This window comes from Sinomonas halotolerans (genome assembly GCF_039615075.1).
Classification (GTDB): domain Bacteria; phylum Actinomycetota; class Actinomycetes; order Actinomycetales; family Micrococcaceae; genus Sinomonas; species Sinomonas halotolerans.
The window spans coordinates 1-23,952 of sequence record NZ_JBDFRB010000009.1; the positions used below are offsets into that span (position 1 = coordinate 1).

The window sequence follows — 23,952 nt, forward strand, 5'->3', positions numbered from 1 at the left end:
GTGGAGCGCGGTGACTACTGCCAGGGTGCTTCGGGGGCGTCCTCGCACATGATCCATGGCGGGATCCGGTATCTGGAGAACGGGGAGTTCCGGCTCGTGCACGAGTCGGTGGTCGAGCGGAACAGGCTGCTGCGGATCGCCCCGCACTATGTGAAGCCGCTGCAGACCACGATCCCGGTGTTCTCCACGTTCTCGGGCATCCTGAACGCGCCGCTGCGGTTCCTGACCCACCGCTCGGGCAGGCCGGGCGAGCGCGGGGCGGTGCTGATCAAGATCGGCCTGAGCCTGTACGACCTGTTCTCCCGTCAGGGCGGGTCGGTGCCCCGGCACCGGTTCCTGGGCCGGAGGAAGGCCCTGGCGGAGCTGCCGGCCCTGCGCCCGGATGTGAAGTACACCGCGACGTACTTCGATGCCTCGGTGCACGATCCGGAGCGGCTGACCCTGGACGTGCTGCGCGACGGGCTCGCTGCCGGTGCGCATGCCCGGGCGAGCAACTACGTCTCGGCCGTGGGCATCACCGGGGCGGGCGAGGGCGCGGCGGTGCGGCTGCGCGATGGGCTGACCGGGGAGGAGTTCGACTTCGCCGCGGAGGTGGTGGTGAACACCACCGGGGCGTGGGTCGATGCCACCAACGGCGCCCTCGGGGCACCGACGCGGTTCATGGGCGGGACGAAGGGCTCGCACATCGTGCTGGACCATCCGGAGCTCCTCGCGGCGTGCGCGGGCCGGGAGATCTTCTTCGAGCACAGCGACGGGCGGATCGTGCTGATCTACCCGATCGGGGACCGGGTGCTGGTGGGCACGACGGACATCGACGCCGGGGAGGACCTCGAGCCGGTGTGCACGGATGCGGAGATCGAGTACTTCTTCGACCTCATCCGCCACGTCTTCCCGTCGGTCCGGGTGGGCCGGGAGAGCATCGTCTACACCTTCTCCGGGGTGCGCCCGCTGCCGCGGCATGACGACACCGCCCCGGGGTTCGTCTCGCGGGACTACCGGATCGAGAAGGCCGCGCTGCCGGGCGGGGCGGGCCAGGGGATGCTGAGCCTGGTGGGCGGGAAGTGGACGACCTTCCGGGCCCTGTCCGAGCATCTGGCCGACGAGGTCCTGGCCCTGCTCGGACACGGCCGGTCGGTGGGCACCGGGGAGCTGCCGATCGGCGGCGGCCGCGGCTTCCCCACCGACGAGGAAGGCGTGCAGGCCTGGCTCAAGGCCCACACCGGCCCGGGCATCGACGCCCACCGCGCAGAGATCCTGCTCGCGAGATATGGAACACGCGCTTCACAGGTGATTGCCTTCCTCCGCGAAGGGGAGGACAGTCTGCTGCAGAGCACCAAGGAGCTGAGCGTCCGCGAGATCGCCTGGATGGCCCGGAACGAGCAGGTCGCCCATGTGGAGGACGTCCTCCTCCGCAGGACGTCCCTCGCGTTCCGCGGCCTCCTCTCGGGCGAGCTCGTCCGGGAAGTGGCCGAGCACCTCGCGCCCCATCTCGGCTGGGACGCCGAACGGACCCGGCGGGAGGTCCAGCGCGCATCCGCGACGCTGGCGGACCGCCATCGCGTCGAGGTCGATCAGCTGATCGGCTGAGGCGCGAGAACCACTCGCCCTTGGCCACGGTGGCCCGGGGCGACCCATCGAATCAAGGAGTCAATGATGTCTCTAGGGATCGTCTTCCTGTCCGAAGTGCTCGGCACCGGCATGCTCACCCTGTTGGGCTGCGGCGTCGTGGCCAATGTGGCCCTCAGGGGCACGAAGGGCAATGCAGGAGGCTTCCTCATGGTGACCTGGGGGTGGGGCATCGCCGTCTTCTCCGGCGTCTTCATCGCAGCCAAGTCCGGCGCGCACCTCAACCCGGCCGTGACTCTCGGCCTGCTCCTCAACGGCAAGGAGGAGTACGCCCCGGGCGTGCGGGTCGATGCCGCCTCGACCCTCACCTATTTCGGGGGCGAGCTCGTGGGCGCGTTCCTCGGCGCCGTCGTGTGCTGGCTGGCCTACAAGCAGCACTTCGACCACGAGGAGGATCCGGCGAACAAGCTCGCGACCTTCTCGACCGGCCCCGCCATCCGGAGCACAGGGTGGAATGTCGTCACCGAGGTAATCGGCACGTTCGTGCTCGTCATCGTGATCCTCTCGTTCGGCGGGACGCCTTCCGGCCTCGGCCCGCTCGCGGTGGCCCTCCTCGTCGTCGGCATCGGCGTGTCCCTCGGCGGTCCCACCGGCTATGCCATCAACCCGGCACGCGACCTCGGCCCCCGGATCGCCCACGCCGTCCTGCCGATCCGGGGCAAGGGCAGCAGCAACTGGGCGTACTCGTGGGTGCCCATCGTCGGCCCCCTCGTGGGCGGCGGCCTCGCAGGGCTCGTGGCCCGCGTGACTCCGGACATCTTCGCCGCGGTCGCCAGCTGATCCTCCACCGACCCGAAACCACTATCCGTTCGCAGGACCTCATTCCAAAGGAGCTATGAATGTCCGAACAGGCACAGCAGAGCGCTGCCCGATACGTCATCGCCATCGACCAGGGCACCACGAGCACGCGTGCGATCGTCTTCGACCACTCGGGGTCGATCGTCTCGACCGGCCAGCTCGAGCACGAGCAGATCTTCCCGCAGGCCGGCTGGGTCGAGCACGACCCCCAGGAGATCTGGGACAACACCCGTGAGGTCATCGGCCAGGCCCTGTCCAAGGGGAACCTGACCCGCCACGATATCGCCGCAGTCGGAATCACCAACCAGCGGGAGACCGCTGTGGTCTGGGACAGGACCACGGGCAAGGCCGTCTACAACGCCATCGTCTGGCAGGACACGCGCACGCAGCCGATCGTCGACGGGCTCGCGGCCGACGGCGGCGTCGAGCGCTTCAAGGAGAAGGTCGGGCTGCCTCTCGCAACCTACTTCTCGGGCACCAAGATCAAGTGGATCCTCGACAACGTCGAGGGCGCGAGGGCCAAGGCCGAGGCCGGAGACCTCCTCTTCGGCAACACGGACGCGTGGGTCCTGTGGAACCTCACCGGCGGCACGGACGGCGGCGTGCACGTCACGGACGTCACGAACGCCTCGCGGACGCTCTTCATGGACCTCGAGACCCTTTCGTGGGACAAGGAGATCCTCGACGTCTTCGGGGTGCCGGCCTCGATGATGCCTGAGATCCGGTCATCCTCCGAGGTCTACGGCACGGTGCACGGCTCCCAGCTCCTGCGCGAGGTTCCGGTCGCCGGCATCCTCGGCGACCAGCAGGCCGCGACGTTCGGGCAGGCGGCCTTCGACACGGGCGAGGCCAAGAACACCTACGGCACCGGATGCTTCCTCATCTTCAACACGGGGGAGGAGATCGTCCACTCCAAGAACGGGCTGCTCACCACGGTGGGCTACAAGCTCGGCGACGCGAAGCCGCACTACGCGCTCGAGGGTTCGATCGCCGTGACGGGCTCGCTCATCCAGTGGCTGCGGGACAACTTGGGCATGATCCAGAGTGCGCCGCAGGTCGAGGAGCTCGCCCGCTCGGTCGAGGACAACGGCGGCGTCTACATCGTCCCCGCGTTCTCGGGGCTGTTCGCGCCCTACTGGCGGGCCGACGCGCGCGGCGCGATCGTGGGCCTCACCCGCTACGTCAACAAGGGCCACATCGCCCGCGCCGCGCTCGAGGCGACGGCCTTCCAGACGCGTGAGGTGCTCGACGCCGTCAACGCGGACTCGGGCGTCCCCCTCGCCGAGCTCAAGGTCGACGGCGGCATGGTCGCCAACGATGCGCTCATGCAGTTCCAAGCGGACATCCTGGGCGTGGACGTGGTCCGGCCGAAGGTCATCGAGACGACTGCCCTCGGCGCGGCCTACGCGGCCGGCCTCGCGGTGGGCTTCTGGAAGGACCTCGGAGAGTGCTCGGCCAACTGGGGCGAGGACCGGCGGTGGAGCCCGTCGATGGACGAGGGCGAGCGCGACCGCCAGCTTCGGCTGTGGAAGAAGGCCGTCACGAAGTCCATGGACTGGGTCGACGCCGACGTGAAGTAGCCAGAGCGCGCGTGCAGCAGCGGCGCACGGCGGCCTCCCGCCGTCGTGCGCCGCCTGCGGTAGGATGACTGGCATGCACGGCATCCTCCTGCTTCGATAGCCGCTCGCGGCCCGCTGGGCCGAGCGAGCGGCCGCCCCTCCTTTCGCGAGGGGCTTTTGTGTGTCAGGGACCGGATGCCGCCAGGAAACGGGAGACGTGGAGAGAATCACGGTGAGCGAAGAGCAGGATGGGGCACAGGGCACTGCCCTGGCCGCAGAGCAGGCGGAGAACGCGTACAGCTTCGCTGCGATCGAGGCCAAGTGGCCGGCGGTGTGGGACGAGCTGGGCGTGTTCACGCCCGCCGACGACGGCAGCCGCGAGCGCCGGTACGTCCTCGACATGTTCCCCTACCCCTCGGGCGACCTGCACATGGGCCACGCCGAGGCCTTCGCGATGGGGGACGTCGTGGCGCGCTACTGGCGCCTCAAGGGCTATGACGTCCTGCACCCGATCGGCTGGGACTCCTTCGGCCTGCCGGCCGAGAACGCCGCGATCAAGCGCAACGCGCACCCTTCCGAGTGGACGTACGCGAACATCGAGACCCAGGCTGCCTCGTTCAAGCGGTACGGGCTGAGCCTGGACTGGTCGCGCCGCCTGCACACCTCCGACCCCGAGTACTACCGGTGGACCCAGTGGCTCTTCCTGCGCTTCTACGAGCGCGGTCTCGCCTACCGCAAGGACCATCCGGTCAACTGGTGCCCCAAGGACCAGACGGTGCTGGCCAACGAGCAGGTCGTCAACGGCGCGTGCGAGCGCTGCGGCACCCCGGTGACGAAGAAGGCCCTCAACCAGTGGTACTTCAAGATCACCGACTACGCCGAGCGTCTCCTCGACGACATGGCTGAGCTCGAGGGCCACTGGCCCGAGAGGGTCCTCGCGATGCAGCGCAACTGGATCGGCCGCTCGGAGGGCGCGCACGTGCACTTCCGGATCGAGGCAGCCGGAGGCGCCGAGGATGCAGCCGGCGGCACCGGTGCGCTGCCGGAGCGCGACGTCACCGTCTTCACCACCCGGCCGGACACGCTCTACGGGGCCACGTTCTTCGTGGTCGCGGCGGACGCCCCGCTCGCGACGGAGCTCGTCGCCCCGGCCCAGGCGCAGGAGCTCGCCGAGTACCAGGACCGGGTGAAGAACCTCTCCGAGATCGAGCGGCAGAACACGGACCGTGAGAAGACCGGCGTGTTCCTCGGCCGCTATGCGGTGAACCCGCTCAACGGCGAGCGCCTGCCCGTGTGGGCCGCCGACTACGTCCTCGCCGAGTACGGCACGGGCGCGATCATGGCGGTCCCGGCGCACGACCAGCGCGACCTGGACTTCGCACGCGCCTTCGGCCTGCCGGTCCGTGCGGTGCTCGACACGGGCGAGGACGACCCGGCCGAGACCGGCGTCGCGACCGCCGGGGAGGGGACTCTGGTCAACTCCGGCCCGCTCGACGGGCTCTCCAAGGGCGAGGGCATCGCGAAGGCCATTGAACTCGTCGAGGCCGCCGGCACCGGACGGCACACGGTCAACTACCGCCTGCGCGACTGGCTGCTCTCCCGGCAGCGCTTCTGGGGCGCGCCCATCCCGATCATCCACTGCGCCGAGTGCGGCGAGGTCCCCGTGCCGGACGACCAGCTGCCCGTGCGGCTGCCGGACGACCTGCGCGGCGAGCAGCTGGCCCCCAAGGGCACCTCGCCCCTCGCCGCCGTGGCCGAGTGGGTCAACGTGGCGTGCCCCTCCTGCGGCGGCGACGCGCGGCGGGACACGGACACGATGGACACCTTCGTCGACTCGTCCTGGTACTACCTGCGCTACCTCTCGCCGGACTACACCGAAGGCCCCTTCGATCCCGAGGCCGCGAAGCGGTGGATGCCGGTGGCGCAGTACGTGGGCGGCGTGGAGCACGCGATCCTCCACCTGCTCTACAGCCGGTTCTTCACCAAGGTCATCAAGGACCTCGGCCTCATCGACGCCGACGAGCCGTTCGCCTCGCTCATGAACCAGGGCCAGGTCCTCAACGGCGGCAAGGCCATGAGCAAGTCCCTCGGCAACGGCGTGGACCTGGGCGAGCAGCTCGACCGGTTCGGGGTCGACGCCGTGCGGCTGACGATGGTGTTCGCCTCCCCACCCGAGGACGACATCGACTGGGCCGACGTCTCACCGGCCGCGTCGGCGAAGTTCCTCGCCCGTGCGTGGCGGCTCGGACGGGACGTCACGAGCGCCCCGGGGACGGACCCGGCCGGCGGCGACCGCCCGCTGCGGTCCGCCACGCACCGCACCCTCGCGGAGGCGTCCGAGCTGGTCGAGGCGCACAAGTTCAACGTCGTCGTGGCCAAGGCCATGGAGCTCACGAATGCGACGCGGAAAGTCATCGACTCCGGTGCGGGCGGCGCGGATCCCGCCGTGCGCGAGGCCGTCGAGGCCATCGCCGTGATCCTGAGCCTCTTCGCGCCGTACACGGCCGAGGACCTCTGGGCCTCTCTGGGCCACGCCCCGTCGGTGTCCAACGCCGCTTGGCCGGAGCACGATCCGGCGCTGCTCGTCGAGGAGACGGTCACCGCGGTCGTCCAGGTCGCGGGCAAGGTGCGGGACCGGCTCGAGGTGGCGCCGGACATCGGCGAGGACGCGCTCCGGGAGCTCGCGCTGGCCTCGCCTGCGGTGGCCAGGACGCTGGACGGGCGCGGCGTGCGCACCGTGATCGTCCGCGCCCCCAAGCTGGTCAACATCGTCCCTGCGTGATGTCCCGTGGCGATGGCTGAGGGGGCGGGGCCGGGGCGGCGGCCGCCCGGGGGAGGGGCGCCTGAGGGCGCGGCCCTCGGGTGGCTCGTGCGCGGCTGGCAGCGCTGGCGCCCCGGCGTCGCACCCCAGCCTACGGGGGTGCGACGCCGTCCCCGGATTGCCGTGGTGACCGACTCGGCGGCCGGCCTCCCCCCGACGTGGGCCGAGGAGTTCGCCGCGACGGGCGCGTTCGCCTCGGTGGCCCTGCCGGTCCTGGCCGGGGACGAGATCTTCACTGACGGTGCCGACGTCGACACCGCGCTCGCGCTCGCGCTCGCGGCGGGCAGCGCGGTGCGCACGTCCCGCCCCGCCCCGGGCCAGTTCGAACGGGTGTACCGCCGTTTCGAGGAAGAGGGCTTCGAGGGCGTCGTGTCAGTCCACCTGTCGGGGGGCCTCTCCGGCACTGCCGACGCCGCCTCGCTCGCTGCCGAGCGCGTCGGGATCAGCGTGGAGGTCGTGGACTCGAGGTCGGCGGGGATGGCACTGGGATTCGCGGTGCGCGATGCGGTCACGGAGGCGGCCGACGGCGGGGACCTCGCTGCGGTGCGGACCGCGGCGACGGCGCGGCTCGGCTCGTCAGAGGTCCTGTTCTACGTTCCGAGCCTCGAGCAGCTGCGTCGCGGCGGCCGCATCGGCGCCGCGGCCTCGTTTGTGGGCACGATGCTGGCGATCAAGCCGATCCTGGCCCTGCGTGCGGGGCTCATTGTCCCCCTCGAGCGGGTGCGGACCGCGGCCAGGGCGGTCCAGCGACTGCGAGAGCTTGCCGTGGAACATGCGCGGGGCCTCGCAGAACCCGAGGTGGCGGTGCACTACTTCGGCAACCGGACCGAGGCGGAGCGTTTTGCGGCGGACCTTTCCGAGGAGCTCGGCATCGGCCCCGGCCGGGTGGTCCTCTCCGAGCTCCCGGCCGTTCTCGCGGCTCACACGGGGCTCGGCGTGCTGGCCGTGGTCGTGGCAGGGGACATGTCCTCCACAGCCACGGCTTGAGCGTGTCCGTCCACATAGGGACCGCTGGCAGGCCCCGCGGGGTGTGCGCCGTGCAACCGTGGTCCCATGGGATGGACTGGGCAGCGGTTGGGAGCCGCCGGGAGCACGCCGCGGCACCGGCTCGAGGACTTCTTCCCCGCCTCGGCCCGTGCCGATGACACGGCGCTCCTGCCCGTCCTGACCCCTGCGGACAGGGAGGAGCCCGAGCCGTCGGGCGCGGAGCCCAGGGACCGCGGGCCGTCCGACCGGGACTACGGCGGTCACCCGACCGCTCCGACGGGCCGCCGTCTCGTCCTGTCGCTCCGGGCGGCAGTCGTCGTCACGGTGCTTGCCGCCGCGTGCGCGGCGGCATGGTGGTGGTCCGCGGGCTCGGCCTCGCCCGCCGTGTCCACGGTGCGGACGGACGGGCGCGCGGAAGGAACGGCGGGCCACGAGCCGGGGGGCGCCGCGCACTCCGAAGCTGCTCCAGACGGCGCGGAGGCCACAGCAGCCCCAGACCGGCGGGGCACCGAGATCGCGGTCCATGTGGTCGGCGCGGTGCGCAGGCCCGGCGTGTACAGGCTGGACGAGGGTTCGCGCGTCCAGGATGCGGTGGCTGCGGCGGGCGGGGCGCAGCCGGGAGCCGATGTCCACCGGCTCAACCTCGCCGCAGTGCTCGTGGACGGCGCCCGCATCCATGTCCCCCAGAAGGGCGAGGAGGCAGAGGAGGATCCGGGTGCCGGTGCCCTCGTCTCCTCGGGGCAGCCCGGGGGAACCACGGGGGCCGCGTCCGGCGCTGGGGGCGCGAAGGTCAACCTCAACACCGCAACTGCAGAGGAGCTCACGTCGCTCCCGCGGGTGGGCCCCGTCCTGGCGCAGCGCATCGTGGACTACCGCGCAGCACACGGCCGCTTCACCGCTCCCGAGGACATCGACGCGGTCGAGGGGGTCGGGCCCAAGATGCTCGAGTCGCTCCTGCCCCTTGTGACCGTATGAGCGCCGGGAAGGCGCAGAACGAGCGCGCCGGAGACGCCCGCGCCCGGAAGGTCCACGCGGAGGAAGCCCCCGCCGGCAGTTCCCGCGGACGGACCGCATGGGACCGGTACCGGGCGGCGGCGGCCCGCGATGTGCCTGCCGGCACGCCGTCTCCCGCTCAGGCTCCCGCCGCCCTCGCGCGGGCGTGGGCCGGATCGCTCTGGTCTGTCCCGGACACGCCCGGACCGGTCAGGGCATCGAGGTGGAGGGACCTGCGCCTCGTGCCCCTCGCTGCGGCGGCATGGGCTGGAGCGGCGCTCGGTCCCCCCGCGGCCGCGTGGGCAGCGAAGGCTGCGGGAGTGCCGCCGTCGGACGGGGCACGGCTGGTCCTCGCGGCCGCTGGTGCGCTCGCTGTGTCAGGCGCCGCGCTCATTGCTGTCGCGCTGCTCCGCAGGGCCGCCCGTACCCTCCGCCCTGGACTGCTCCTCGGCACCGCGGTGCTCGCTGCCCTCGCCTGGGGCCTCGCGGCCTCCGCGTCGCACTGGGCCAGCGAGGTCGCAGGCCCTGCTGGGACGCTCCTCTCCGAAGGCGGGCAGACCCGGGCAGTGGTGGACGTCATGGACGACCCGCGTCCGCAGCGGCTCGCAGGGCCGTACGCCCGGGGACCGAGATTCCTCGTGGAGGCGCGCATGGTCCGCGCTGCCGACCGGGGGCTCGAGTATGCCGCCCGAGCCCGCGTGCTGCTCGCCGGGGGGCCGGAGGTCGGCAGGCTCCGTCCGGGACAGAGACTGCTCGTCTCGGGGGAAGCCGTGCCTCCAAATGCTCCGGGAGGCCGGGTGCTCATCAGCCTCTCGGCGTCCCCACGCGTACTCGAGCGCGGGGCGGGGCCGACTGCCGCCGCGGGGGACGCACGCGCTGCACTCCGCGCTGCGTCGTCCTGGCTGGCGGCGGACGCCGCCGGACTCGTTCCGGGGATGGCGGCCGGGGACACGGGAGCGCTCTCGGCGGATCTCGAATCCGCCATGCGGACGGCCGGACTCGGCCACCTCACCGCTGTGAGCGGAGCGAACTTCACCATCCTCCTCGGTACAGTGCTGCTCATCGCGAGATCCCTGCGCGCGCCCCGATGGCTGGCCCTCGCGGCGTGCGCCACGGCGCTTGCCGCCTTCGTGGCCACGGTCGGCGCCGAGGCCAGCGTCGCGCGCGCTGCCAGTATGGGAGCGGTGGGCCTCGTGGCGCTCTCGACCGGCAGGGCCTCGCGCAGCTGCTCCGCGCTCGCCGCGGCGGTGCTCGCCGTGATCGCCCTGGATCCGCCGCTGGCCGCGAGCATGGGGATGCTCCTGTCCGTGGCGGCGACGCTGGGGATCGCACTGCTCGGGCCCCCGATCGCCGAGGCCCTCGCGAGGAGGCTGCCCCCTTGGCTTGCGCTCGCCATCGCTGTGCCGCTCTCGGCGCAGCTCCTGTGCGGTCCCCTGCTCGTCGCCATCCAGCCGGCCTTCCTCACCTACTCGCTGGCGGCGAACATGCTTTCCGCGCCGTTCGTTGCGCCTGTCACGGTGGCGGGCACCCTGGCACTGGCCTTCGCCGCCTGGTGTCCGCCCGTGGCCATGGCAGCGTCCGCGGTGGCTGGCGCCGCCGCGCACCCCATTGCCGCCATAGCCCGGCTTGCGGCCGGGGCTCCGGGCGCCATGCTCCCGTGGCCGGAGGGCGCCGCCGGGATGGGGTCGATGGCGGCCTGTTCGGCAGTGAACGCGCTCCTGCTGTGGACGGCCCTCGTCCCCGCGGGCCGCGCATGGGCGGCCATGGCCGTCCACGCCATTGCCGCTGCCCTCAGCGGCGGAAAGCGCGCCGGCGGCCGCGGGGGCAGCATCGGCCCCGGGAGCCCGCGCGGCGGGGCACTTTCAGACTGGGGGCGCGGTCCGGGCCGACGGGCCGTCGCGGCGGGCGCGGTGCTGCTCCTCGCCGCCGCCTTGGCCGTTGCCGTGCGCTCGGCGGTCTCGGCGGTGTCCCTCCGCGACTGGCACGTGACCATGTGCGACGTGGGGCAGGGCGATGGGATCGTGCTCAGCGCCGGTCAGGGCGCGGCGGTGGTGGTGGACAGCGGGAAGGACCCGGCCCTCATGGATGCGTGCCTTGACGGGCTGGGAGTCAGGACCGTCGAGGCCTACGCGATCACACACTTCCACGCGGACCACTACGGGGGGACTGCCGGAGTGTTCGAGGGACGGATGGTGCGGCGCGTGCTCGTCTCCGCTGCGGCGGGCCGGCCCCCCGCGGCCCTCCGCGACGTCCTCGAACGCTCAGGCACGTCGGTCGAGAGCGCCGCGGCCGGCTCCGCCGGCACTGCCGGCTCGGCGAACTGGACGGTCCTCTGGCCGCCGGCCCGACCGGGGAGCGGGCAGCGCGCCGCGGACCCGGACGAGCAGAACGGTGCGAGCCTCGTCCTGCGGATCGGCTGGGCAGGCCTCAGGGGCCAACCGCTGCTGCTCACGGGAGACCTCGAGGAGGACGGCGCGGCGCGGCTCCTGGCCCGCGAACCCTCTCTGGTCCGGGACCCGCCGGCGGCCCTCAAGCTGGCGCACCATGGCGCCCGCAACGGGGGGACGGCGATCGTCCGCGCCCTGGATCCCCCCGTCGCGCTCATCTCCTCGGGCCGCGGCAACGATTACGGCCACCCCCACGCGGAAATCCTCGATGCCCTTGCGGCTCAGGGGTCCGAGGTTCTGCGCACTGACCTCTCGGGGCGGATCCAGCTGCGGTTCGCCGAAGGCAGCGTCGAGTGGTCGTCCGGATGACTGGCCGGGGAGCACTCGCAGGCGGCGCGACGGGAGCAGCACCGTGGGCTGCGATTGCCCCGAAGCGCACGTGTCGTGGCAAGGTAGACACGTGACCAGCCCTTTCCCGACCTGCCTGGGCGCGGCATGAGCCCGGCCGCCCGCGGCGGGCGCTCCCGCAGTACCGGAACTGCCTCCGCCGGGACAGTGGACTGGCGCTCCGTCGGCCCCGCCCCGATCGTCCTGGTGCTCGGCCCCGAAGACTACCTTGCCTCGCGTGCCATGGACTCGGTGCGTGCTCAGGCGAGGGCGGCCGATCCCGGACTCGAGCTCGCCCGCTTCGACGCGGCCGCCTACACGGCCGGGGAGCTCGTGCTCGCGGCCTCGCCCTCCCTCTTCGGAGAGCGCAAGCTCATCGAGGTGCACGGGCTCGAGTCGATGTCGGAGGAGTTCCTGCGGGACGCCCTCTCCTACCTGGGGTCCCCATCGGACGAGGTGGTGCTCGTCCTCCGGCACGGCGGGGGGACAAGGGGAAAGAAGCTCCTCGACGCGGTCAAGGCCACGTCCGCGCCCGTCGTGGACTGCCAGCCGCTCAAGAAGGACGCTGACAAGGCCGCCTTCGTCATCGCCGAGTTCAAAGGCTCGGGTCGCAGGATCGAGCGCGAGGCGGTAGACGCCCTCGTGGCGGCGGTCGGCAGCAGCCTCGCGGAACTGGCTGCGGCGTGCTCGCAGCTCCAGCTCGACGCCACGTCCGCCGTGGATGCCGCGCTGGTCGAGAAGTACTTCGGCGGCAGGGTCGAGGCCACCGCCTTCAAGGTGGCCGACGCCGCGCTGGCGGGCGACTCCGTCCGGGCGCTCTCGGCCTTCCGCCACGCCCTCGAGACCGGAGTCGACCCCGTGCCGATGGTCGCTGCCATCGCGTCGAAGCTCCGCACCCTCGCCCGCGTCGCCGGCGCCCGGGGATCGGCGCAGGCAGTGGCCCGGGAACTGGGCATGCAGCCCTGGCTCGTCGAGCAGGCCCAGAGGGACATCAGGGGCTGGACGCCGCAGAGCCTCGCAGCCGCGATCCGTGCCGTCGCCGAGGCCGATGCGCAGGTGAAGGGCCTCGCACGGGACCCTGCGTACGCCGTCGAGCGCGCACTCGCCACGGTGAGCGCCGCTGCCCGGGCCCGCTGACGCAGGAGGAGCCGACACAGGAAAAGCCGGGGCCGGCATCCTTCACGGATGCCGGCCCCGGCTGCACGTGCGCTGAGCTCAGCTCAGAGCGCGCCGACCTTCTTCGCGATGCCCGACTTGCGGTTCGCGGCCTGGTTCTTGTGGATGACGCCCTTGCTCACGGCCTTGTCGAGCTTCTTGCTCGCGCGGGCCAGAGCGGAGGACGCAGCGTCCTTGTCGCCGGCGCCGACGGCCGCCAGGACCGCGCGGATCGCCGTCTTGAGCTCGGACTTCACCGCCATGTTGCGCTGGCGGGCCTTCTCGTTGGTGAGAATGCGCTTCTTCTGGGACTTGATGTTTGCCACGTACGGAACTCTCTTGTTAAGCCAACAGGGTCTAGAGGGCTTTCGGGCCGGCCATCGACTGAGCGGCGTGGGGATGCCTATGGCAGCCGGCCTTCAGTGCCCGTCGACCTGCACGGACACACAGCACTAGATCTTAGCATCCCCCGGCGGTCCTGCGGGCAGGCTCTCAGTGCCAGCCGTGCCGTGTCCGCAGGCTGCCCGCGACGAGCTCGAACTGCGGGCGGGAGAGGACCGCGCCTTCACGCCGGACGGCAGCAGGGTCGATCCGCAGGATGCGGTCGAGCCGGACCTCGCTCGGCCGGCGGCGGTGGTCCCAGGCGCCGACCCCGATGTCGACGTAGTCGTCCGCGCCCGGACCGCCGTCGTGGTCCCGGCTCGTGAGCATGAGGGCCAGCAGCCGCGGGCCGTCGCGTCCGACGATGAGCACAGGCCGGTCCTTGCCCCGCGAGTGGTCCTCCTCGTACGGGACCCACGTCCACACGATCTCGCCGGGATCAGGCTGCCCGTCCGGGTCCGGCCGGTACTCGACCGCGGCCGCGCCCGTGAAGTCCCCTGCGTAGCCCGACTGCCGTGCGGGCAGCGGCGGCGCGGACAGCGTCCCCGGAGCGGCCGGCGTCGTGCGGCGGGGGAGGAGGGCGGCGCGGAGGACGCCGAGGGCGCGGAAGAGGGCGTTGGGCGGCACGCGCCCTAGCCTAGCTCCGGTCTCGCGCGGGTGCCGAAGCCAGACGGAGCCGTGGGAGGGCCAGATCCATGGGACACTGGGAAGTCAGCAAGTTCCCGCCAGCTCTCGGACAGTGAGGACGTACAGCGTGTCTCCCATGGCCCGCACCGCACCGGTGCCTGCCGCGACGGATCCGTCGATCATCCGCAACTTCTGCATCATTGCGCACATCGACCACGGCAAGTCCACCCTCGCCGACCGCATGCTGCAGTTCACGGGCGTCGTCCAGCCCCGGGACATGAAGGCCCAGTACCTGGACCGCATGGACATCGAGCGGGAGCGCGGCATCACGATCAAGTCCCAGGCTGTGCGCATGCCCTGGGAGGTCGACGGGACGGCTTACGCGCTGAACATGATCGACACCCCCGGGCACGTGGACTTCACGTACGAGGTGTCCCGCTCCCTCGCCGCGTGCGAGGGCGCCGTCCTGCTCGTCGATGCCGCGCAGGGCATCGAGGCGCAGACCCTCGCGAACCTGTACCTCGCGATGGAGAACGACCTCACGATCATCCCCGTCCTGAACAAGATCGACCTGCCCGCCGCGCAGCCCGAGAAGTACGCCGAGGAGCTCGCGAACCTCATCGGCGGCGACCCGGCGGACGTGCTCAAGGTCTCCGGCAAGACCGGCGTGGGCGTCGAAGGGCTGCTGGACCGCATCGTCGCGGACATCCCCGCCCCCGTGGGCGACGCCGCCGCGCCGGCCCGGGCCATGATCTTCGACTCCGTGTACGACACCTACCGCGGCGTCGTGACCTATGTGCGCGTCGTCGACGGCTCCCTCAGCCCCCGCGAGCGCATCCAGATGATGTCCACGAAGGCGAGCCACGAACTGCTCGAGATCGGCGTCATCTCCCCGGAGCCGATCCCGTCCAAGGGGCTCGGCGTGGGCGAGGTGGGCTACCTCATCACGGGCGTCAAGGACGTGCGCCAGTCCAAGGTCGGCGACACCATCACGAACCTCTCCAAGCCCGCGGCCGAGTCCCTCGGCGGCTACCAGGACCCGAAGCCGATGGTCTTCTCAGGCCTGTACCCGCTCGACGGCTCCGACTACCCGGACCTGCGCGACGCCCTGGACAAGCTCAAGCTCAACGACGCCGCGCTCGTCTACGAGCCGGAGACCTCCGCGGCGCTCGGCTTCGGCTTCCGCGTCGGCTTCCTCGGCCTGCTCCACCTCGAGATCGTCCGCGAGCGCCTCGAGCGCGAGTTCAACCTCGACCTCATCTCGACGGCCCCCAACGTCATCTACGACGTCACGCTCGAGGACAAGTCGGTCGTGACGGTGACGAACCCGAGCGAGTTCCCCACGGGCAAGGTCAAGGAGGTCCGCGAGCCCATGGTGTCTGCGACGATCCTCGCCCCCAACGAGTTCGTCGGCGCCATCATGGAGCTCTGCCAGGGCCGCCGCGGCCAGATGAAGGGCATGGACTACCTCTCCGAGGACCGCGTGGAGCTGCGCTACTGGATTCCGCTCGCGGAGATCGTGTTCGACTTCTTCGACCAGCTCAAGTCCAAGACGCGCGGCTACGCCTCGCTGGACTGGAAGGCCGACGGCGAGCAGGCCGCCGACCTCGTCAAGGTGGACATCCTCCTCCAGGGCGAGCAGGTGGACGCGTTCAGCGCCATCACGCACCGGGACAAGGCGTACGCCTACGGGACCATGATGACCGCCAAGCTGCGTGAGCTCATCCCGCGCCAGCAGTTCGAGGTGCCGATCCAGGCCGCGATCGGCTCGCGCATCATCGCCCGCGAGAACATCCGTGCCATCCGCAAGGACGTCCTGGCCAAGTGCTACGGCGGCGACATCACGCGCAAGCGCAAGCTGCTCGAGAAGCAGAAGGAAGGCAAGAAGCGCATGAAGATGGTGGGCCGCGTGGAGGTCCCGCAGGAGGCCTTCATCGCCGCGCTCACGACCGACGAGTCCGGCAAGGACAAGGCGAAGAAGTAGCGTGCGCGTCCCTCCGGCAGCCGGCAGGGTGGTGGCCTAGTGCCCAGCGCCCTGCCGCTCGGCGATCCTGCCCCGGCCGACGGCGTGCTCCCGGCCCAGGCGGCCGACGGCGCCTCGGAACGGAGCTTCTCCCTGTACGCGCACATTCCGTTCTGCGCCGTGCGGTGCGGGTACTGCGACTTCAACACCTACACGGCGACCGAGCTCGGCGGCGGCGCCTCCCAGGCGGCGTATGCTTCGACCGCGGTGGAGGAGGTTCGGTTCGCCGCGGCTGCGCTCGAGGCCTCCGGGGTGGCGAGGCGGCCCCTGTCCACGGTGTTCTTCGGCGGTGGGACGCCCACGCTCCTGCCTGCGGCGGACCTCGCCTCGATCCTGGACGCGGCTGTGGACGCATGGGGCCTCGCGCCGGGGGCGGAGGTCACCACGGAGGCGAACCCGGACTCCGTCACCCCAGAGTCCCTCCACGTGCTCGCAGAGGCCGGTTTCACGCGCGTCTCCTTCGGCATGCAGTCCGCCGTGCCGCACGTCCTGGCGGTCCTCGACCGGACGCATACCCCGAGCCGCGTCCCGGATGCCGTCCGGTGGGCGCGCGAAGCGGGCCTCGACGTCAGCCTGGACCTCATCTACGGCACGCCTGGCGAGAGCATGGAGGACTGGAGGGCCTCTCTGGAGGCGGCCCTCGCCTGTGGGCCTGACCACGTGAGCGCCTACGCGCTCATCGTCGAGGAGGGCACGCGCCTCGCCGCGCAGATCCGCCGCGGCGAGGTCCCCCCGGTCGACGACGACGACCACGCCGAGAAGTACGAGCTCGCCGATGCGGTCCTCGCCGAGGCGGGCTTCTCGTGGTACGAGGTGAGCAACTGGGCCCGCCGCACCGAGGACGGCGGCGGCGGGGGAGCGCGGTATGCGTGCCGCCACAACCTCGCATACTGGCACGGCGGGGACTGGTGGGGGATCGGCCCCGGCGCGCACTCCCACGTGGGCGGCGTGCGCTGGTGGAACGTCAAGCACCCCACGGCCTACGCGGGCAGGCTCGCCGCGGGCGCCTCGCCGGCTGCGGGACGTGAGACGCTCGACGCCGACACGCGCCGGATCGAGCGCGTCCTCCTCGGGATCCGGCTCGCCGAGGGGCTTCCCGTGGCCGAGCTCGAGCCCCAGGGGCGCGCTGCTGTCGCGGGGCTCATCGCGGACGGCCTCGTCGAGGGGAAGCACGCTTTGGCCGGGCGGCTCGTGCTCACGCTTCGCGGACGGCTCCTCGCGGACGCCGTGGTGCGCCGCGTGCTCCCATAGCGCTGGCGCCGCTCTGCGACCTCGGGTGGGCCGGCTACTGGATGAGCCGGAGGTTGTACTGGTACCGGTACGGCTGGCCGCGGTTCACCTGGACGCCTGCGATCACGGAGAAGACCGTGAGGGCGAGCCAGATGACGGTCGCGAAGACGGCGAAGACGTTGCCGACCACCGGAATGAGGGCGAGGACGTTGAACACGATCGCCGCGGCCGTGGGCGGCAGCGTGAAGTTGAGGGCCTCTTTGGACTCCTGGGCCGTGAAGGGCCCCCGGTCCTTGAACACGAGGTAGATCAGGAGCGAGGGCACGCAGCCGAGGATGCCCCCGAAGTGCGCGAGGGTCGCCCACTGCCGGTCCTCTGAGGAAGTGAGCGGCAGCGCCCGCGCCGGGATTCCGTGGTATTCGCTCTCGCCGTTGCGGGGGTCCTGCGGGTACTCGGCCACTGGGTTCCTTGCCTGTGTGTCGGTGCTTCATGCTCGGATGGGCCGCGGGTGGCGGCCCGAGAGCACTCCAAGGATAGCGGAGGCGCGGCCGTCAGGCCGTGAGGAAGTCGATGACCTCCTCGACACGCCCGAGCAGCGCGGGCTCGAGGTCCGCGTACGTGCGCACCCTTCCGAGGAGCCTCTGCCACGCGAGGCCCAGGTCCTCGGCGGTCTCGTGCGGCCAGCCGAACGCCGCGACGACGCCGGTCTTCCAGTCGGTGCCCCGCGGTACCGAGGGCCAGGCGGGGATGCCGAGGACGGAGGGCCTGATGGCCTGCCAGACGTCCACGTAGGGATGCCCCACGATCAGGACATTGCCCGCGGCGCCGGGCGCGGCCATGGCTGCCGCGGCGATGCGGGACTCCTTGGACCCCTCGACGAGGTGGTCCACGAGGACGCCGAGCTTCCGGTCCGGGCCCGGGCCGAAGTCGGCGATGGCGGCGGCGAGGTCGTCTACGCCGTGGAGGGGCTCGACGACGATGCCCTCCACGCGCAGGTCGTCACCCCACACCTTCTCCACGAGTTCGGCGTCGTGCTTCCCCTCGACCCACACGCGGCTGGCCTTGGCCACCTGGGCCCGCTGGCCCTCGACGCGCACGGAGCCGGAGGCGGTGCGGGCCGGTGCGGCGGGCGCGGAGGGCAGTGCGGGCGGGCCCACGCGCACGGGCCGGCCGTCCACGAGGAACCCGAAGCCGAGTTGGAACGAGCGCGTGCGGCCCCGGCGGTCCTCGAGGCTCATGACGTGCATCCCGCCGGACTTCTCGATCCGGGTCACGGCGCCCACCCAGCCGGACTCGGCGTCCTCGAGGACGAGGCCGATCTCTGCCGGCACGGTGGGGAGCTCGCGCTTGGCCGGGGCGGAGAGGCTCACGGGCCCCCACGTGTCGAAGGGTGAATGCTCCACGTGCTCGGCCTCTCTTCGTGTCCGTCAGCCCGGCCGGCGCCGGGCCCTCCCATGCTAGGCGAGTGCCCGGCGTCGGCCGTGCAGGCGGCGTGCACCGGCTGTTGTGCAGCCGCCAGCGCGCCGGGGGCGGGCATAATAGACTTGGCACTTGGTCCCAGGGAGTGCTAACGCTGGAGGGGTGAAGGAATGAACGAGCCGCGCAAGCTCGAGGTGCTGCGGGCAATCGTCGAGGACTACGTGCACTTCCGCGAGCCCGTCGGCTCGAAGGCGCTCGTGGACCGGCACCGTCTGGGCGTCTCGAGCGCGACGATCCGCAACGACATGGCCGCGCTCGAGGACGAGGGGCTCATCGCGGCCCCGCACACGAGCGCCGGCCGCGTGCCGACCGACAAGGGGTACCGCGTCTTCGTGGACCACCTCGCCGACGTCCGCCCGCTCTCCGCCGCCGAGAAGCGCGCGATCCACACCCTCCTCGACGGCGCCGACGACCTCGACGACGTCCTCGAGCGCACCGTGAGGCTCCTCTCGCAGCTCACCAACCAGGTGGCCGTGGTGCAGTATCCACAGCTCGGGCGGGCCCGGGTGCGGCACATCGAGGCCGTGTCCCTCGCGCCCCGCCAGGTGCTGCTCGTGCTCATCGCCGACTCCGGGAGTGTGGAGCAGCGCGTGCACGCAGTGCCCGAGGACGTGGACCGGGACCGGCTCGCCGTCCTGAGGGACAGGCTGCTCTCGGCCGCGGCGGGCACGCCCGTGGCACTGCTGGACGAGACGCTCGCCGCCGTGGTGGGCCTCCTCCCACCCGGCGAGCAGCCGCTGGGGGCCGAGCTCGCGCGAGGCCTCGTGCTCCTGGCCGCGTCGAGCCGCGAAGAGCGCATGGTCATGGCCGGGACCGCGTACCTGGCCCGGTCCACGGGCGACTTCCTCCAGAGCATCTCGCCGGTCCTCGAGGCCCTCGAGGAGCAGGTCGTGCTCCTGCGCCTCCTGTCGGAGATGGCCGGTGACCCGCGCGGCGTGGCCGTGCGGATCGGCCGCGAGAACTCCTACGACGGCCTGGCCGAGACCTCCGTCGTCGCCACGGGCTACGGGCTCGGGGACGGGCCGAAGATCGGCGTCCTCGGGCCGACCCGCATGGACTACCCGGCCACGATGGCCGCTGTGCGCGCCGTAGCCCGCTACCTGTCCAAGATCCTCGCTGGAAGCTGAGAGAAAGAAGACTGTGAGCAGCCACTACGAAACCCTGGGCGTTCCGTCTGACGCGAGCGCTGAGGAGATCAAGAAGGCCTACCGGAAGCTGGCCCGCAAGCTCCACCCCGACGTGAACCCGGGGGAGGAGGCCGCGGAGCAGTTCAAGGCGGTCACGCACGCCTTCGAGGTCCTCTCCGACCCGCAGAAGCGGCGCGTCTACGACATGACCGGCAACGAGAACGGCACGGACAACGGGTTCGGCGGATCCTACAACGGCGCCGGCTTCGCGTTCCAGGACATCTTCGAGACGTTCTTCGGCGGTGCCGGCGGCCAGGCCGGGCCCGCCTCCCGCGTGCGCCGGGGCCAGGACGCGCTCATCGCCGTGCGGATCGAGCTCAAGGACGCCGTCTTCGGCGTCAACAAGAAGCTCGAGGTCGACACCGCGGTGACGTGCGAGCGCTGCGAGGGCTCGTGCTGCGAGCCCGGCACGGAGCCGGTGCGCTGTACCGTGTGCGGCGGCAGCGGCCACGTCCAGCGGGCCGTCCGCTCGATCCTCGGCCAGGTCATGACGACGGCCGCCTGCCCCTCGTGCCAGGGGTTCGGCACCGAGATCCCGAGCCCGTGCCACGAGTGCAGCGGCGAGGGCCGCGTGCGCAGCCGGCGCACGCTCACGGTGAAGATCCCGGCGGGCGTCTCCACGGGCACCCGGATCCAGCTCTCCGGCCAGGGCGAGGCGGGCACCGCCGGTGGCCCGCCGGGGGACCTCTACGTCGAGATCCGCGTGGCGCCGCACGCGATGTTCACCCGCGAGGGCGACCATCTGCACGCGACCCTCAGCGTGCCCATGACTGCCGCCGCGCTCGGTTCCGAGATGACGCTCGAGACGTTCGACGGCGAGCAGGGCATCACCCTGCGGCCGGGGACCCAGTCCGGGGACGTCGTGACGCTCCCGGGCCTGGGCGCGGCGCGGCTGCGCGGCGGCGGACGCGGCGACCTGCTCGTGACGGTCAAGGTCGAGACGCCCACCCGTCTGGACCCCGAGCAGGAGGAGCTGCTCCGACAGTTCGCAAAGCTCCGCGGCGAGCACGTGGGCGAGGGCAAGCTCGTGGGCAGCGGCGGCGTCTTCGCGAAGCTTCGCGACAAGCTGGGCAATCTCTGACATGTCCCGGCCGCTCTTCTACGTCCCCGCAGGCACGCTCGACGGCGCGGCGCCGGGGGAGCGCGTGACAGTTGCCGGATCCGAGGGACGTCACGCCGCGACGGTGCGCCGCCTCGGGCCAGGCGAGGGCGTAGACCTCGCCGACGGCGCGGGCGTGCGGGCCGCGGGGCAGGTCGAGCAGGCCGAGGGGTCGGAGCTCGTGGTCGTCCTCGAGAGCGTGGTCCGCGAGCCCCGCCAGCCCTTCCGCCTCGTCCTCGTCCAGGCCCTCGCGAAGGGGGACCGGGACGAACTCGCCGCGGAGACGGCCACGGAGCTCGGAGTCGACGCCGTGGTGCCGTGGCAGGCGGAGCGCTCGATCGTGCGGTGGAAGGCCGAGAAGGCCGAGAAGTCGCTCGCGAAATGGCGCGCGGTGGTCTTCGCCGCGGCGAAGCAGTCGCGCCGGGCGACTGTCCCGGCGGTGGAGGCTGCGCTCGACAGCGCTGGCCTCGCACGCCGGATCTCCTCGGCGCGCCTCGCCGTCGTGCTCCACGAGGAGGCCGTCGAGCCGCTCTCACGCGTCCTGGACAGCCTCATCGCACACCGCCACGGGGGAGACGGGGGCGAGGCCCGGGGCCGGGAGGATGAGGTGCTCTTCGTCGTCGGGCCCGAAGGGGGGATCAGCCCCGCGGAGATCGCACGGTTCACCGAGGCGGGGGCGGTCACGGCGCTCCTGGGGCCCCATGTGCTCAGGTCCTCGACTGCCGGTCCCGCAGCGTTGGCCCTCGCGGGGGACAGGCTGGGCCGCTGGCCGGGACGCACTGCCGAGCCGAGCTGACCCCTTGCTGGCCGGTGCCGGCGAGGGTGGAGCGTGTGCTCAGTCGCCGATCCGGAAGGACTTCGAGTCCCACTCCGTGCCGCCCGAGTCGGCCGGGGCAGAGGCGTCCGCTGACGGGAGGATGCGGACCGCGTAGTCGCCGTCCTCGAGGTTCACGGCGAACCGGAACTCGCCGGCACGGCCCGTCTCGCGGCTGGGCTGGGCGGTGCCCGAGAGGTAGACCGAGGCTGCGCCGGTGTCGTCCTTGCGCAGCACCTGCCATGCAATGGAGGCCTCGGGGCCTGCCACGCGGCCGGTGACCTTGAGCTGGCCCGCGAGCGCCGCGCCCTCCTGCGGATCGATGATCCAGGCCCGGGCCGCCATCGAGACGTCGCGCTGCATGGCCTGCCCGAGCTGGACGCGCTCGAACGCGAGCTGCGAAGTGCGCCCGTCCACGAGGAGCATGACCGAGATCGTCTGGGACGTGTCCACGAGCCCTGCGGTGGCCGCCGCGGCCGTCGCCGTGTACACCAGCTGCTGCACCGCGAGCTGCGCGGTGCGCTCGTCCACATTCGTGCTGAAGGCGTCCTTCGAGACGTCAACCGTGATGATGTTCGTTCCCGAGACCGAGGCGGCGAGCTTCTTGGGCTTCTGCCACGGGGAGAAGTAGTCCGGATCGAGCGGTTTGTCGTCCATCATGATCCGCAGCGCCTTGACCACCGGGTTGTCGTCGCTCTCCGCCTCGCGGAACTCGCGGTAGAGGAAGACGCCGTCACGGGACCGGCCCAGCCAGTAGACGGGGCTCTTGGCGGAGGTCTGCGATGTCTCGAGCGGTGCCGGCGACTGCGTGGCCCCGGCGCCGGCCCCGGTGGCGCCCGCTGCCGCAGTCGGCACGGGCTTCCCGGGCGCGGCGCACGAGGCGACGAGGAGTGCCGCGAGCACCGCAGCTGCGAGGGATGCACCGGCACGGCGGCGTGCCGTCCCGGCGGCTCGCCGCCGCGCGCGTGTGCCCATGGTCACTCCGCAGTGTCCTCTCGTGGAGTCCTGATGCTGTCGTAGGTCGGGGACGGGCCGGCGTCCTCGGGCCGAGCGCCCCGACAGCACGAACCAGCTTTGCACACCCTCGAGGCGCCGGAGGCGCTGTTGCTGCAACCGTTCCCCAAGTGATGCTGGATTGATACGTTGGCCCTCTCGGCGGTCCGGGGAAGTTGCCTGTGCTGGGACTGCACTGCTTCTGGAAGCGCGGTGCGGGGCGTGCAGCAGTACGATGAAGGTCACGCCGGCAGGCGCCGGCAGGAAAAGGAGAGCGACCGCCCGTGACAGCGGAATTCCCGCACACCACACCCGCCGCACGCACCGAGGTGCTGCGCTTCGGCTCCAGCGACGAGATGGTGAGGATCCTCGGCCCCCACGACGAGGCGCTCCGCTTCGTCGAGCAGCAGTTCCCTTCGGTGTCGATCCACGCGCGGGGGAACGAGCTGACCATCGTGGGCCCGCCCGCCGAGGCTCCGCGGATCCGGCGGCTGTTCGAGGAGATGACGGCCCTGGCGGGGCGGGGCACGCCAGTCACCCCGGCTTCGCTCACCCAGCTCGTGTCCATGCTGCGGACGGAGACCGTCGCGAACCCGGCGGACGTCCTGACCCACAACATCCTCTCGAGCCGCGGGCGCACCATCCGCCCCAAGACCGCCAACCAGAAGGACTACGTGGACGCGATCGATGCGAACACGGTCATCTTCGGGATCGGGCCCGCGGGCACAGGGAAGACCTACCTCGCCGTGGCGAAGGCGGTGCAGGCGCTGCAGCACAAGGACGTCAGCCGCATCCTCCTCACGCGTCCGGCCGTCGAGGCCGGGGAACGCCTCGGATTCCTCCCCGGCACCCTCAACGACAAGATCGACCCCTACCTGAGGCCCCTCTACGACGCGCTCCACGACATGATGGACCCCGAGTCGATCCCGCGTCTCATGGCAGCGGGGACGATCGAGGTGGCGCCCCTCGCGTACATGCGCGGCCGTACGCTCAACGACGCGTTCATCATCCTCGACGAGGCCCAGAACACGACGCCCGAGCAGATGAAGATGTTCCTCACGAGGCTCGGCTTCGGCTCCAAGATGGTGGTCACGGGGGACATCACCCAGGTGGACCTGCCGTCCGGGACGTCGTCCGGGCTCCGGGTCGTGCAGGAGATCCTCGAGGGGGTCGAGGACGTCTCCTTCTCGGTCCTCGACGCGTCCGACGTCGTGCGGCACCGGCTCGTCGGCGACATCGTCGACGCGTACGGGCGGTGGGACAGCCGCGAGCGCGCCCAGCAGGAGCGGCGGCGCAGCCGCGCTGCCGGACGGGGGACCCCGCCGTCGTCCGACGGCGCGCACGCTGCTGGGGCGGCGCCACGGGAGTCCGGCGCTGCTGCCGGGGCCGAGGGCTAAGCTGGGAAC

General features: G+C 71.8%; 19 protein-coding genes. 14 read left to right on the plus strand and 5 right to left on the minus strand.

What is annotated here, in order from left to right; all coding sequences use genetic code 11:
• From ABCQ75_RS10935 to holA, 8 genes are all read left to right on the plus strand, one after another.
• The coding region (locus ABCQ75_RS10935) for a glycerol-3-phosphate dehydrogenase/oxidase (protein WP_345885407.1) at positions 1-1,587 on the plus strand (1,587 nt) is incomplete at its 5' end.
• A 66-nt stretch (positions 1,588-1,653) separates the two neighbouring features.
• Positions 1,654-2,406 carry an MIP/aquaporin family protein gene (locus ABCQ75_RS10940; RefSeq protein WP_345885408.1) on the plus strand — a complete coding sequence of 251 codons (753 nt, stop codon included), beginning with the start codon at positions 1,654-1,656 and terminating at the stop codon, positions 2,404-2,406.
• A 59-nt stretch (positions 2,407-2,465) separates the two neighbouring features.
• Entirely contained in the window at positions 2,466-4,004 is a 1,539-nt protein-coding gene (gene glpK, locus ABCQ75_RS10945) for a glycerol kinase GlpK (RefSeq protein WP_345885409.1), read from the plus strand.
• Positions 4,005-4,209: 205 nt separating this feature from the next.
• Complete coding sequence (gene leuS / locus ABCQ75_RS10950) at positions 4,210-6,765, plus strand: leucine--tRNA ligase (protein WP_427916089.1); 2,556 nt, start codon at positions 4,210-4,212, stop codon at positions 6,763-6,765.
• Between the two features lie 138 nt (positions 6,766-6,903).
• A complete protein-coding gene (locus ABCQ75_RS10955; protein ID WP_345885410.1) occupies positions 6,904-7,791 on the plus strand; it encodes a DegV family protein in 888 nt (295 codons plus the stop codon).
• 66 nt (positions 7,792-7,857) lie between these two features.
• Positions 7,858-8,766 carry a helix-hairpin-helix domain-containing protein gene (locus tag ABCQ75_RS10960; RefSeq protein WP_345885411.1) on the plus strand — a complete coding sequence of 303 codons (909 nt, stop codon included), beginning with the start codon at positions 7,858-7,860 and terminating at the stop codon, positions 8,764-8,766.
• Positions 8,763-11,540 (plus strand): ComEC/Rec2 family competence protein, encoded by a 2,778-nt coding sequence (locus ABCQ75_RS10965; RefSeq protein ID WP_345885412.1) that lies wholly within the window; start codon positions 8,763-8,765, stop codon positions 11,538-11,540. The genes ABCQ75_RS10960 and ABCQ75_RS10965 overlap by 4 nt, the downstream gene beginning before the upstream one ends.
• Before the next feature lie 126 nt (positions 11,541-11,666).
• Positions 11,667-12,695, plus strand: coding sequence for a DNA polymerase III subunit delta (gene holA, locus ABCQ75_RS10970; protein WP_345885413.1), 1,029 nt, complete (start codon positions 11,667-11,669; stop codon positions 12,693-12,695).
• Between the two features lie 83 nt (positions 12,696-12,778).
• Here holA and rpsT read toward each other — a convergent pair whose 3' ends face one another.
• Positions 12,779-13,039, minus strand: coding sequence for a 30S ribosomal protein S20 (rpsT, locus tag ABCQ75_RS10975; protein WP_345885414.1), 261 nt, complete (start codon positions 13,037-13,039; stop codon positions 12,779-12,781).
• 166 nt (positions 13,040-13,205) lie between these two features.
• Positions 13,206-13,721, minus strand: coding sequence for a type II toxin-antitoxin system PemK/MazF family toxin (locus ABCQ75_RS10980; RefSeq protein WP_427916087.1), 516 nt, complete (start codon positions 13,719-13,721; stop codon positions 13,206-13,208).
• Positions 13,722-13,848: 127 nt separating this feature from the next.
• Between ABCQ75_RS10980 and lepA the strand changes: the two genes are divergently transcribed.
• Complete coding sequence (lepA, locus tag ABCQ75_RS10985; protein ID WP_345885415.1) at positions 13,849-15,705, plus strand: translation elongation factor 4; 1,857 nt, start codon at positions 13,849-13,851, stop codon at positions 15,703-15,705.
• Positions 15,706-15,744: 39 nt separating this feature from the next.
• Positions 15,745-16,995: a radical SAM family heme chaperone HemW gene (hemW, locus tag ABCQ75_RS10990; protein ID WP_345885416.1), complete on the plus strand. Its 1,251-nt coding sequence runs from the start codon at positions 15,745-15,747 to the stop codon at positions 16,993-16,995.
• Between the two features lie 34 nt (positions 16,996-17,029).
• Here hemW and ABCQ75_RS10995 read toward each other — a convergent pair whose 3' ends face one another.
• Positions 17,030-17,434 carry a DUF4870 domain-containing protein gene (locus ABCQ75_RS10995; RefSeq protein WP_345885417.1) on the minus strand — a complete coding sequence of 135 codons (405 nt, stop codon included), beginning with the start codon at positions 17,432-17,434 and terminating at the stop codon, positions 17,030-17,032.
• Positions 17,435-17,525: 91 nt separating this feature from the next.
• Positions 17,526-18,377, minus strand: coding sequence for a DUF3097 family protein (locus ABCQ75_RS11000; RefSeq protein WP_345885418.1), 852 nt, complete (start codon positions 18,375-18,377; stop codon positions 17,526-17,528).
• Positions 18,378-18,563: 186 nt separating this feature from the next.
• On the opposite strand from ABCQ75_RS11000, the gene hrcA reads away from it, so the two are divergent.
• Genes hrcA through ABCQ75_RS11015 form a run of 3 tightly spaced genes read left to right on the plus strand, consistent with a single transcriptional unit; the run spans position 18,564 to position 21,535 of the window.
• Positions 18,564-19,580, plus strand: coding sequence for a heat-inducible transcriptional repressor HrcA (gene hrcA / locus ABCQ75_RS11005; protein WP_345885419.1), 1,017 nt, complete (start codon positions 18,564-18,566; stop codon positions 19,578-19,580).
• A gap of 13 nt (positions 19,581-19,593) precedes the next feature.
• Positions 19,594-20,721: a molecular chaperone DnaJ gene (gene dnaJ / locus ABCQ75_RS11010; RefSeq protein ID WP_345885420.1), complete on the plus strand. Its 1,128-nt coding sequence runs from the start codon at positions 19,594-19,596 to the stop codon at positions 20,719-20,721.
• A 1-nt stretch (position 20,722) separates the two neighbouring features.
• Complete coding sequence (locus ABCQ75_RS11015; RefSeq protein WP_345885421.1) at positions 20,723-21,535, plus strand: 16S rRNA (uracil(1498)-N(3))-methyltransferase; 813 nt, start codon at positions 20,723-20,725, stop codon at positions 21,533-21,535.
• Between the two features lie 39 nt (positions 21,536-21,574).
• Here ABCQ75_RS11015 and ABCQ75_RS11020 read toward each other — a convergent pair whose 3' ends face one another.
• The gene (locus tag ABCQ75_RS11020; protein WP_345885422.1) at positions 21,575-22,528 is read right to left on the minus strand and encodes a GerMN domain-containing protein; all 954 of its coding nucleotides are present in this window, start codon (positions 22,526-22,528) and stop codon (positions 21,575-21,577) included.
• A 374-nt stretch (positions 22,529-22,902) separates the two neighbouring features.
• Here ABCQ75_RS11020 and ABCQ75_RS11025 point away from each other — a divergent pair, with 374 nt between their 5' ends.
• Positions 22,903-23,943 (plus strand): PhoH family protein, encoded by a 1,041-nt coding sequence (locus ABCQ75_RS11025; protein ID WP_427916090.1) that lies wholly within the window; start codon positions 22,903-22,905, stop codon positions 23,941-23,943.
• Positions 23,944-23,952: the final 9 nt, after the last annotated feature.